The following is a 10,051-nucleotide window of genomic DNA, read 5'->3' on the forward strand; positions in this document are numbered from 1 at the left end:
GCTCCTCGACCGCCTCTCCCGGGACCCTGACGCGGGGGTCCGGGAGTCGAGGGGGTGGGGCCGGCGCTGCCGCAGGCGTTGCGATCCGTACTCGCCGCGCGCCCGGCAGCCGAAGCAGGTGCAGGGCGTCTTGCCGTTCGAGCCGGGGAAGTACCGCCAGCCGGTGACCTGGCTGACGGCGCGGATGCGGTGCACCTCGCGCCCGGTGACCGCGCGGGGGACGAACACCTCCCATCCGCGGGGGTCGGGCGTGGCGGCGACCCGGCGCACGGCGTCGGCGGCCGTGGTGGTCAGGGGGTCGCGGTGGTAGCGGCCCACGGTGACGGGTTCGTCGTCCGGCAGCCGGATGTGCACGGCGACGAGCCCCCGCGGGCCGCCGCGCCTGGCCAGTTCGCGCAGCCACTGGTGGGTGAGGGTGTACGAGGGGAGCACGGGGAAGCAGTAGACGCCCCGGGGCAGCGACGGCGCGCGGCCGTGGCTTTCGGCCCGTATGCCGGAACGGCGGACGCGCGCCGCGTTCGCCGAGGGGGTCAGGTGCACGAACATCGCCATGCGGGCGATGCTAGAGCCCCTCCCGCCGGTCGTGCAGGCAGGTTTCCCCGGCCTCGCGGCGTTCGCGTTCCGCCCTTCCGGCGCCGGGCGGGGTCAGCCGAGCCAGTGGCCGTCGCGCATGAGGGTGCGTCCCCGCATCTCGTTCGCCTCGCGCCAGGCCTGGACGCGGTGCGGCCGGATCAGGAAGTACTGGTAGGGCTCGTCGATCCCGCGCGGGTCGAAACCGGTCTTGGCTTCGAACGCGTCGCCCGTGCCCGGGGCGAGGTCGGTGAGGTCCACCGGCTCGGCGGTGCCGTCGGCCATGACGACGTCGCGGGTCGGGCCGAGGGCGAGCCGTACCCGGCCGTCCGCCAGCAGGTTGCGGCCGGTGACCGAGGCCCGGGGCGTCGCGACGAGGAACGCCGTCCCGGTCCAGAGGAACGAGAGGGGCACGAGGTGGGCGCCGCCCGCGGAACCCGACGTCGAGACCCAGAGGTCGATGTCGGTCTCCAGCCGTGCGCGCGTGTCCCGCAGCCTCTCGTCGAGTCCACGCGGCGGTGCGTCCGTCATCGGGTTCCTCCGGGTCGTGTCGTGCGGGCGGTGGTGGGCGGCGGTGGTGCGGTCACGCCGCGGGGGCCGGTACCGCGGCCTCCCAGGCGAACCCGTCGGGGTCGGTGAAGGACTCGGTGCCGCCGACGAGCGCGACGCGGTGCGAGCCGGTGCCGTCGGGGGAGACGCCGACGTCCTTGGCGAGGGCGCGGCGCCGGTACAGGGCCAGCTCGACGGGACCCTCCCCGGAGGCGAACTCCGTGTACACGCGGCCGAAGCTCTTCGCCACGGCGAGGCCCTGCCCGACGTAGAACCGCTTGCTCGCGGCCACGTCCGCCACCCCCAGCAGGAGCACGATCCGGTCGATCCCGCGGGTGGTGGGGCCGGTGTCCTTCTTGGCCGAGGTCGCGATCTTCCAGATCGTCCCGTCCGGGGCCCGTACGACACCGCCGTGGCCCCAGAACGACTTCGTGACGGGCTTCAGTTCCGTGGCGCCGGCTTCGAGGGCGGTGGCGACGAGGCTCTCGACGGCGGACGGCCCGGAGACCGTGAGCGCCATCGTGAAACCGCGGAAGCCGGTACTGGGCTCCTGCGAGGCCCGCAGACGTATCTGCGTGTCCAGGCCGAAGGCGGTGGAGCAGAAGCGGGCGGCGGCCTCGGGGTCGGCCACGTCGAGGGTCACGGATTCGATGAAGTTCATGTTCATGACGCTATGTGCCCCTCGACGACCGGTGCTTCTTGATTCCTGACCGGTCGTGTCACCTGCTTGGACACGCACGGCGGCATCCCCGCGGCACCGTCCGACGCACGGCGCCGGTAGGTGCTGGGGGGCATGCCGACGAGCTCGGTGAAGCGGGTGCTGAAGGTGCCCAGCGACGAGCAGCCGACCTCGAAGCAGACCTCGGTGACGCTGAGGTCGCCGCGCCGCAGCAGTGCCGCCGCGCGCTCGATGCGCCGCGTCATCAGGTACGAGTACGGCGACTCGCCGTAGGCGAGCCGGAACTGGCGGCTGAGGTGCCCGGCGGACATGTTCACGCCGCGGGCGAGCGCCTCGACGTTCAGCGGCTGCGCGTACTCCCGGTCGATCCGGTCGCGGACGCGGCGCAGGAGCGCGAGGTCGTTCAGGCGCTGCGCCTCGGCGCGGGCGTTTCCCCATGCGGGTCGGCACATGGCGGAACTCCTCTCGTCGTACCCGTTCGCCGGGTGGGTCAGCGGACTTCCTGGATGCGGACCAGGTTGCCCGCCGGGTCGCGGAAGGCGCAGTCGCGGATGCCGTACGGCTGCTCGGTCGGCTCCTGGACGACCTCGGTGTCACCGGCCTGCACCTTCTCGAAGGTGCCGTCCAGGTCCCGGGTGGCGAGCAGGATCCAGCCGTAGGTGCCCTTGGCCATCATCTCGGCGATGGTACGGCGCTCGTCCTCGGTGATCCCGGGGTCGGCGGCCGGCGGGGCCAGGAGGATGGACGTGCTGGGCTGGTCGGCGGGGCCGACCGTGATCCAGCGCATCTTGCCCTGGCCGACGTCGTTGCGGACCTCGAAGCCGAGGACGTCGCGGTAGAAGGCCAGGGAGGCGTCCGGGTCGAGGTGCGGGAGGAAGCTGGTGTGAATGGTGATGTCCATGGCGATGATGCTGGCACGGTCCCGCGACCCGTGCTTCTCGAATCCTGATCGATCGGGGCGGGGCCGGTGCCCCGCCCCGATCGAGGCGTTGTGCGAGGTATGTGCGGCGTCCGCGGCGGGGGCTCAGTAGGTGAGGGCGACGGCCATGTCGCTCTGCCAGTAGGTGACGAAACCGTTGTCGCCCCAGTGGGTGCCGGCGGGGAGCTTCAGCTCGGCGGGGGAGCCCGTGGAGCCCGAGTTGCTCCTGGGGGTGAAGTACACCGTGAGGTCCGTGCCCTCGTACAGGTCCTTCCCGTCGGTCTCGCCGAACAGGCCGATGCCGGCGTAGGCGGACTGGCCCGGCTCCAGGGCGACCACGGCCTGCGGGACGCTGCTCCGGAGGACCGGGAAGACGGCCTGGGCGTCGTCGAAGCGGAGCGCCGGGGCGTTGTACGCGTAGCAGGGGCGGGAGCCGGTGTTGGTCGCGGTGAGCAGCAGGTGGTTGATGGGGCGGCTCACCTTGCTGATGGTGACCTTGGTGTTGTCACCGGTGCAGGTGACGGGGGAGCCGGTGCTTCCGGTGTTCCCGGTGCTTCCGGTGCTGCTCTTCCGGCCGGTGTCGGAGCCGGTGGAATTCTCGGCTCCGGAGGTGTCCCCGCCCTTGTCCCCGCCCTTGTTCCCGGAGGTGGAGGACGTGTTCCGGGCCTGGTCCTCGTCGGTGGTCCCGGCCCCTTCGGTGTTCTTGCCGGCCTCGGAGGAGGCGGTGTTGCCCGCCGGGGCCGCGGCGCCCGCCTTGCCGGCGTCCCCGTCGGTGTCGCTGCACGCGGTGAGCGAGAGGGCGGCCAGGAGCGCGGTGGCGGCGAGGGCGGCGGTGCGGAAGCGGCTGTTGCTGCGCATGGTGGTACTCCCCGTGGTGTCTGTGATGTCTGCGGTGCGGCTGTGCGGATGTGCGGCTGTGCGTGGTGCGTGGTGCGTGGTGCGGATGTGTGCGGTCAGCGGTGGATCAGGGCCAGGACGATCGCGGTGGAAACGATCACCACGCCGATGGCCACGACATCGATCGGGTCGATGTGGAACTGGGTTTTCACTGCGCCGTCCCGGTGTGGTCGCTGCGGTGTGGTCACAGGTTGCGGGGCGGCGGATTCCGGCCGCAACGCCGAACGACCCATTGGGGATGCTGGAATGCCTGCGCGTACTGTGACCTGGGCAGATTCCACGTCCCTGGAACGGTGTTCTGGGACGGACCAGAGGGGGGAACGCCGCAGTGGCGACGCCGGAGGCCAGGGAGTTCGCGGCTCTGTTGAAGGAGCTGAAGGACCGTTCGGGGCGCAGCTATGGAGTTCTGGCAGGCAGACTCCATGTCAGCACGTCCACGCTGCACCGGTACTGCAACGGCGATGCCGTGCCCAACGAGTACGCCCCGGTGGAACGGCTGGCGCGGTTGTGCGGGGCGGAGCCGGACGAGCTGGTGGAGCTGCACCGGCGGTGGATCCTGGCGGACGCGGCGCGGCGCCGTCCGACGGCCATGGAGCCGGGCGCGCAGCCGGTGCCCGCACCCGGGCCGGCCGCCGAGGCGGCGCCGGAACCGGCATCTGCGCCCGAGCCCGAGCCCGGGTCTGTTCCCGATCCCGATCCTGATCCCGATCCCGGGTCTGTTCCCGAGCCCGAGCCGGCGGTCGTCGGTGCGGAGCCCGTACCGCCGCGCCGGAAGGGATTCCTGGCCTCCCGGCGGTCGAGGGTGCTGCTCGCCGCTGCCGCCGTCGTCGCGCTGACCGTGCCCACCTCGATCGTGGTGAGCAAACTGACCGCCGACCGTTCCGACGAGTTCAGCAACGCACCCTCCGTGCAGGCCAAGGATGCGGACGAGCCCGAGCTGGTCGACGGCGGGACCGCTTCCGCCTCACCGGACCGGCCGAAGAAGTCGGGCAGCGCCTCGCCCTCGGACCGGGCGGGCGCGTCCTCCTCGGCGACGCCCGGGGCCCCGACCGCCTCGCCGGGACGTGGCGGGGGCGGGAAGGCGAGCGGTGGTGTGCCGCTGACCGCCACCATCAGCTCGTACAACTGGGAGGACCCCTGCAACCAGTTCTACGTGCTGGACCAGGACCCCGACGACGTTCCCCCGCCGCCCCCGTCGCAGGAACGCCGCAGCTGGGCACGGGCGCTGGGCGGGGTGGACGGCGGGCGCATGAAGCTGGAGATCACCGTGCAGGGGAAGTCCGGACAGGCCGTCGTGCTGAACAGGATGCACGTGCGGACGCTGTCCCGGAAGGCACCGCTGCCGTGGTCGGCGTACTCGATGGGGGAGGGCTGCGGGAGCGGGGTCACGCCGCAGACGTTCGACATCGACCTCGACGACAACCGGCCGACGCTCACCCCGGTGGCGGGACAGCGGAACGACGAGCCGGTGCCGCCGAAGAACTTCCCGTTCCAGGTGTCCTCCACCGACGTGGAGGTGTTCGACCTGGACGCGCACGTCGAGGGGCACGACGTCAGCTGGTACCTGGAGCTGGAGTGGAGCAGCGGGGGCCGCAAGGGGACGCTGCGCATCGACGACAACGGGAAGCCGTTCCGCACCAGCAGCACCAAGACCCGGCCGATGTACATCTACTGGTACGACTCGGCCCAGTGGAAGCCCCCCGTGATCCCCATCGAGTAGTACGGGAAACGGGCGCGGAAACGGAACGGCCCGGTGCGGTGACCGCGTGACTGCGGTCGCCGCACCGGGCCGTTCGCGTACGGACGGATGATCCGGGCCGTTCGCGTACGGACGGCCGGTGGGGATCAGAGGCGCTCGGGGGTCCGGATGCCGAGCAGTGCCATGCCCCGGTGCAGGGTGCGGGCGGTGAGGTCCGAGAGGAAGAGGCGGTTCTCGGCCACATCTCCGGGAACCTCGGCCTTCAGCACCGGGCACTGGTCGTAGAAGGTCGTGAACAGCGACGACAGCTGGTAGAGGTACGCGGCCAGCTTGTGCGGCTCGTACGCGGTGGCCACCTCGGACACGACCTCGCCGAACTCGTCCAGGTGCAGACCCAGCGCGCGCTCGGCCGGGGCCAGCTCCAGCTCCGGGTGGGGCCGGGGGCTCAGCTCGCCCGCCTTGCGCTTGATCGAGCGGGACCGGGCGTGCGCGTACTGGATGTACACGCTGGTGTCGCCGGTCAGCGACACCATCTGGTCCAGGTCGAACTTGTAGTCGCGGGCGGCCGACGTGGACAGGTCCGCGTACTTCACCGCGCCGATGCCGACCTGCGCGGCGCGCTCGGCGATCTCGTCCTCGGTGAGGTCCTTGGCCTTCTCGCGCACGACGGTGGAGGCCCGGCCGATCGCCTCGTCCAGCAGGTCCTCCAGCCGGACCGTCTCGCCCGCACGGGTCTTGAACGGCTTGCCGTCCTTGCCGAGCACGGTACCGAAGGCGAGGTGCACGGCCTTGACGTCCTCGTTCAGCCAGCCGGCCCGGCGGGCGGTCTCGAAGACCATCTTGAAGTGCAGGGCCTGCCGGGCGTCGACCACGTACAGCAGGGTGGTCGCCTTGAGGTTCTGGACCCGGTCGCGGATCGCGGAGAGGTCGGTGGCGGCGTAACCGAAACCGCCGTTGGACTTCTGCACGATCAGCGGCACCGGCTCGCCGTCCGTGCCCTTCACGTCGTCGAAGAAGACGCAGAGCGCGCCCTCGGAGCGGACGGCGACGCCCGACTCCTCCAGCAGGCGGGCGGTCTCCTCCAGCATGTCGTTGTAGCCGGACTCGCCGACGATGTCGGGGTCGCTGATCTCCATGTCGAGCTTGTTGAAGACCGAGTAGAAGTAGATCTTCGACTCGTCGACGAACCGCTGCCACATGGCGAGGGTCTCCTCGTCACCGGCCTGGAGCGCGACGACGCGGTCCCGGGAGCGGGCCTTGAACTCCTCGTCGGAGTCGAAGAGCGCCCGGGACGCCTTGTAGAGCCGGTTCAGCGAGGACATGGCGGCCTCGCCGTCCTCCGCACCGTCCTCGTGGGACAGCTCGTCGGGGTGCTCGACCAGGTACTGGATGAGCATGCCGAACTGGGTGCCCCAGTCGCCGATGTGGTGCCTGCGGACCACGGACTCGCCGCTGAACTCCAGGATCTGCGCCATCGCGTCACCGATCACGGCGGACCGCAGGTGGCCGACGTGCATCTCCTTGGCCACGTTCGGCTGCGCGTAGTCGATGACCGTCGTGCCCGCGGCGTCGTCGAACGGCACGCCGAGCCGGTCCTCGTCGGCGGCGCGCGCGGCGAGGGTCTCGATGATCGCCCGGTCACTGAGCGTGATGTTCAGGAAGCCGGGGCCGGAGACCTCGATCTCCTTGATCGGCCCGCCCTCGGGGATCGCGGCCGTGACCTGCGACGCCAGCTCGCGGGGGTTGCCCTTGAGCTTCTTGGCGAGGGCCAGGATGCCGTTGGCCTGGAAGTCGGCCCGGTCGCTTCGTCGCAGCAGCGGGTCCGCGGTGCCGGCGTCCGGCAGGGCTGCCGTCAGGGCGTCCGCGAGCTGCTGCTGGAGCGTGGAAGCGAGGGAATTGACCGAGCCGTGCTCAGGCATGGGACGGGCTGCCGTTTCCGTAGGAGTACAAGGGATCACAACCAGTATTCCATGGGTGGTAAAGCCATTTTCGCGCTCCGGGCGGGACCTGGGAGAATGGGCGGAGCCCCTACCAGGTCCCCACCAGAGAGAAGGACGTGCAGACCGTGGCTCAGAGTCAGAGCAGCACCGAGGCCGACTGGGTCTCCCGCTTCGCGGACGATGTCATCGCCGAATCGGAGCGTCGTGCGCCTGGCAAACCGGTCGTCGTCGCGTCCGGCCTCTCCCCGTCGGGCCCGATCCACCTGGGCAACCTCCGCGAGGTCATGACCCCGCACCTGGTCGCCGACGAGATCCGCCGCCGGGGGTACACCGTGCGGCACCTGATCTCCTGGGACGACTACGACCGCTACCGCAAGGTGCCGAACGGCGTCCCCGGGGTCGACGAGTCCTGGGCCGAGCACATCGGCAAGCCGCTGACCTCGGTGCCCGCCCCCGCCGGTTCCTCGTACCCGAACTGGGCCGAGCACTTCAAGGCCGCCATGACGGCCTCGCTGGCCGAGCTGGGCGTCGAGTACGACGGCATCAGCCAGACCGAGCAGTACACGGCCGGTGCCTACCGCGAGCAGATCCTGCACGCGATGAAGCACCGCGCCGACATCGACGCCGTCCTCGACCGGTACCGCACGAAGAAGGACCCGGCCGAGGCCGGTGCCAAGGGTGCCAAGGGCGGCAAGAAGCCGCAGCAGCAGAAGAAGGTCGACGAGGCCGAGCTGGAGGCCGAGGCGGGCTCCGGCGCGGCGAGCGAGGACGACGGCAGCGGCGGCTCGGCCGGCTACTTCCCGTACAAGCCCTACTGCGGCAACTGCGAGAAGGACCTCACGACCGTCACGTCGTACGACGACGACAGCACCGAGCTGAACTACACCTGCACGGCCTGCGGCTTCGCCGAGACCGTCCGGCTGAGCGAGTTCAACCGCGGCAAGCTGGTCTGGAAGGTCGACTGGCCGATGCGCTGGGCCTACGAGGGCGTGATCTTCGAGCCGAGCGGGGTGGACCACTCCTCGCCGGGCTCCTCCTTCGTGGTCGGCGGCCAGATCGTCCGCGAGGTCTTCGACGGCGTGCAGCCGATCGGCCCGATGTACGCCTTCGTCGGCATCTCCGGCATGGCGAAGATGTCCTCCAGCAAGGGCGGCGTGCCGACCCCGGCCGACGCGCTGAAGATCATGGAGGCGCCGCTGCTGCGCTGGCTGTACGCCCGCCGCAAGCCCAACCAGTCCTTCAAGATCGCCTTCGACCAGGAGATCCAGCGGCTCTACGACGAGTGGGACTCGCTGGGGCGCAAGGTCGCCGACGGTTCGGTGCTGCCGGCCGACGCCGCCGCGTACGCCCGTGCCGTCGGCACGGCGGCCGGTGAGCTGCCGAGCACGCCGCGCCCGCTGCCGTACCGGACGCTCGCGTCGGTCGTGGACATCACGGGCGGGCACGACGAGCAGACGCTGCGCATCCTGAGCGAGCTGGACCCGGAGAACCCGCTGGCCGCGCTGGACGAGGCCCGGCCGCGCCTGGACCGCGCCGAGAACTGGATCACCAGCCAGGTCCCGGCCGAGGCCCGCACGATCGTGCGCGACGAGCCGGACAAGGAACTGCTCGGCTCGCTGGACGAGCAGGGGCGCCGGTCGCTGCGGCTGCTCCTGGACGGGCTGGACTCGCACTGGTCGCTGGACGGGCTCACCACGCTCGTCTACGGCGTGCCGAAGGTGCTGGAGGGCCTGGAGCCGGACGCCAAGCCGACGCCGGAGCTGAAGGTCGCGCAGCGGTCGTTCTTCGCGCTGCTGTACCGCCTGCTGGTCGGCCGGGACACGGGGCCGCGGCTGCCCACGCTGCTGCTGGCCGTCGGCGCGGACCGGGTGCGGAGGCTGCTGGGCGCGTGACGCCGGCGCCGGTCCCGCCGCGCGCGGGGCCGGGGCCGTACGCACGAGGGGCCGTCACCCGGATCGTCCGGGTGGCGGCCCCTCGCCGTATCGGTGTCGTTCCGTTCAGTGCCGCGGTGCCGTGCCGCGTGGTGCGGTGGTGGGCGGTGCCGTGCCTGCCGTGCCTGCTGTGTCTGCTGTGCTCTCAGGCGATGTGGTCGGCTTCGAGCTCGGCGTGGTAGCGGTTCTTGAACTCCGGCATCATGCGGCGGAGCAGCGCCGCGCTGCGCGGGTGGCGGACGTCATGGACGTCCGACACGTGTATGTCCAGGGCGTCGACGCTCGGGAAGTCGTTGTTCTGGTTCACGAACGCGGCGAACTCCTTGTACGCGATCTCGGCGAACTCGGCGTCCTCCTGGGCCCACTCGGCCGCGTCCGCCCCGGACTCCCGGGGCTGCTCGGCGGGCTGCTCCTCGAACTGTCCCTCGAAGTGCTCCTCGAATTGCTCCTCGAGGTGCTCTTCGAGCTGTTCCTGGACCGGGCGGCCCTGCGTCGGCCGGTCCTGCTCGTCGGGACGGTGCTCCGCGGTGCGGGGGCCGGGGACGGCGCCGATGGTGCCCACGTTGCCCAGGGGGCGGGTGCGGCCGCCGGGGCCGGACGGGACCATGACCGGGCCGGGCTCCGGGCCCTCGACGTACTCGGGGTCGTACGTGCCCTCGTACGCCTCGTTCGGCCCGCGGGACGCCGTGAACCAGGGGTTCCCCTGCGGGCCGGGGCCCTCCTGCTGGTACTGGGGGTGCTGTTGCTGCTGGTACTGCGGGTCGTGCTGTTGCTCGTGCTGTTCGTACTGCTGCTCGTGCTGCTGCGCGTACTGCTGTTGCTGTTGCAGTTCGTGCTGCGGGCCGGGGGCGGAGGGGAGCTCGGGCT

At 71.3% G+C, this 10,051-nt stretch carries 8 protein-coding genes and 2 pseudogenes; 2 read left to right on the forward strand and 8 right to left on the reverse strand.

Features of this window, described 5'->3' with window-relative positions:
* The 6 genes and pseudogenes from EAO76_RS37965 to EAO76_RS37990 form a co-directional block, all read right to left on the reverse strand.
* A pseudogene (locus EAO76_RS37965) lies at positions 1-552 on the reverse strand (HEAT repeat domain-containing protein); the annotation flags it as partial.
* 93 nt (positions 553-645) lie between these two features.
* Complete coding sequence (locus EAO76_RS37970) at positions 646-1,101, reverse strand: pyridoxamine 5'-phosphate oxidase family protein (protein ID WP_148840764.1); 456 nt, start codon at positions 1,099-1,101, stop codon at positions 646-648.
* Positions 1,102-1,153: 52 nt separating this feature from the next.
* Positions 1,154-1,780 (reverse strand): glyoxalase, encoded by a 627-nt coding sequence (locus EAO76_RS37975; RefSeq protein WP_148840766.1) that lies wholly within the window; start codon positions 1,778-1,780, stop codon positions 1,154-1,156.
* Between the two features lie 2 nt (positions 1,781-1,782).
* A complete protein-coding gene (locus EAO76_RS37980) occupies positions 1,783-2,250 on the reverse strand; it encodes a helix-turn-helix transcriptional regulator (RefSeq protein WP_148840768.1) in 468 nt (155 codons plus the stop codon).
* Positions 2,251-2,288: 38 nt separating this feature from the next.
* Positions 2,289-2,699, reverse strand: a complete 411-nt coding sequence (locus EAO76_RS37985) for a VOC family protein (RefSeq protein ID WP_148840769.1) — start codon at positions 2,697-2,699, stop codon at positions 2,289-2,291.
* A gap of 123 nt (positions 2,700-2,822) precedes the next feature.
* Positions 2,823-3,575 carry a DUF4232 domain-containing protein gene (locus EAO76_RS37990; RefSeq protein WP_148840770.1) on the reverse strand — a complete coding sequence of 251 codons (753 nt, stop codon included), beginning with the start codon at positions 3,573-3,575 and terminating at the stop codon, positions 2,823-2,825.
* Between the two features lie 367 nt (positions 3,576-3,942).
* Between EAO76_RS37990 and EAO76_RS37995 the strand changes: the two genes are divergently transcribed.
* Complete coding sequence (locus EAO76_RS37995) at positions 3,943-5,334, forward strand: helix-turn-helix transcriptional regulator (RefSeq protein WP_148840772.1); 1,392 nt, start codon at positions 3,943-3,945, stop codon at positions 5,332-5,334.
* 125 nt (positions 5,335-5,459) lie between these two features.
* On the opposite strand, the gene argS is transcribed toward EAO76_RS37995, so the two are convergent.
* Entirely contained in the window at positions 5,460-7,232 is a 1,773-nt protein-coding gene (argS, locus tag EAO76_RS38000; RefSeq protein ID WP_148840773.1) for an arginine--tRNA ligase, read from the reverse strand.
* A gap of 137 nt (positions 7,233-7,369) precedes the next feature.
* Between argS and lysS the strand changes: the two genes are divergently transcribed.
* Positions 7,370-9,145: a lysine--tRNA ligase gene (gene lysS / locus EAO76_RS38005; RefSeq protein WP_148840775.1), complete on the forward strand. Its 1,776-nt coding sequence runs from the start codon at positions 7,370-7,372 to the stop codon at positions 9,143-9,145.
* A gap of 184 nt (positions 9,146-9,329) precedes the next feature.
* Here the strand turns inward: lysS and EAO76_RS44975 are convergent.
* A pseudogene (locus EAO76_RS44975) lies at positions 9,330-10,051 on the reverse strand (hypothetical protein); the annotation flags it as partial.

It is taken from the genome of Streptomyces sp. sk2.1, assembly GCF_008120935.1.
In the GTDB taxonomy this organism is placed as follows: Bacteria; Actinomycetota; Actinomycetes; order Streptomycetales; family Streptomycetaceae; genus Streptomyces.

Excerpts from the sequence above, each read along its gene's own strand:
- argS (WP_148840773.1), bottom strand. The coding sequence starts at position 7,232 with ATGCCTGAGCACGGCTCGGTCAATTCCCTCGCTTCCACGCTCCAGCAG.
- EAO76_RS37980 (WP_148840768.1), bottom strand. The coding sequence starts at position 2,250 with ATGTGCCGACCCGCATGGGGAAACGCCCGCGCCGAGGCGCAGCGCCTG.
- EAO76_RS37970 (WP_148840764.1), bottom strand. The coding sequence starts at position 1,101 with ATGACGGACGCACCGCCGCGTGGACTCGACGAGAGGCTGCGGGACACG.
- EAO76_RS37990 (WP_148840770.1), bottom strand. The coding sequence starts at position 3,575 with ATGCGCAGCAACAGCCGCTTCCGCACCGCCGCCCTCGCCGCCACCGCG.
- EAO76_RS37975 (WP_148840766.1), bottom strand. The coding sequence starts at position 1,780 with ATGAACTTCATCGAATCCGTGACCCTCGACGTGGCCGACCCCGAGGCC.
- EAO76_RS37985 (WP_148840769.1), bottom strand. The coding sequence starts at position 2,699 with ATGGACATCACCATTCACACCAGCTTCCTCCCGCACCTCGACCCGGAC.